Here is a 685-nt window from a genome sequence, read left to right as displayed (position 1 = left end):
AAAGACTATACAATTAAGCAAATTACAGTGGCGACTGGTATCAGTAAGACCACGCTGTATAGGTATTTAGACAAGGCGCTATAGGGTTGCCTCAGTAATTTAGTTATTAACGATTTGTAAAGATCTTATCGATTAAACCGTATTCTAAAGCTTTTTCTGCTGTCATGAAGTTGTCGCGGTCTGTGTCGCGTTGTAGCACTTCAAGTGGTTGACCAGTGCGGTCAGCAAGAATTTGGTTTAGTTTTTCACGTAAGAATAGGATACGTTTAGCAGCGATTTCGATTTCAGTCGCTTGACCTTGTGCCCCGCCAAGTGGTTGGTGAATCATTACTTCACTGTTTGGAAGTGCATAACGTTTTCCTTTTTCACCTGCTGCAAGTAAGAATGCACCCATAGATGCAGCCATACCGATACAGATTGTTGATACTTGCGGTTTAATAAACTGCATTGTATCGTAAATTGCCATACCTGCTGTGATAGAACCACCAGGGCTGTTGATGTAGATGTGAATATCTTTTTCTGGATCTTGAGATTCCAAGAATAAAAGCTGGGAAACGATTGAGTTAGCTACGTTGTCATCAATTGCGCTACCAAGCATAATGATGCGGTCTTTTAATAGTCGAGAGTAAATATCGTAAGCGCGTTCTCCACGATTTGTTTGTTCAATTACTGTAGGAATTAAATT

The 685-nt window shown here is 40.1% G+C and carries 2 protein-coding genes; one reads left to right on the top strand and one right to left on the bottom strand.

Translation table 11 applies throughout. The features are described 5' to 3' along the window. Nucleotides 1–84: helix-turn-helix domain-containing protein (locus tag FOT98_RS29550; protein WP_086709486.1), on the top strand; the 84-nt coding region annotated here is incomplete at its 5' end. Between the two features lie 22 nt (nucleotides 85–106). Here FOT98_RS29550 and clpP read toward each other — a convergent pair. Continuing rightward, nucleotides 107–685 (bottom strand): ATP-dependent Clp endopeptidase proteolytic subunit ClpP (gene clpP / locus FOT98_RS29545; RefSeq protein ID WP_144291065.1); only part of this gene is annotated, 579 nt, incomplete at its 5' end.

Source organism: Bacillus sp. HY001, from assembly GCF_007558965.1.
Taxonomy (GTDB): domain Bacteria; phylum Bacillota; class Bacilli; order Bacillales; family Bacillaceae_G; genus Bacillus_A; species Bacillus_A mobilis.
The sequence above is the reverse complement of the archived record's forward strand: the minus strand, read 5'-3'. Positions and strand labels throughout refer to the sequence as shown.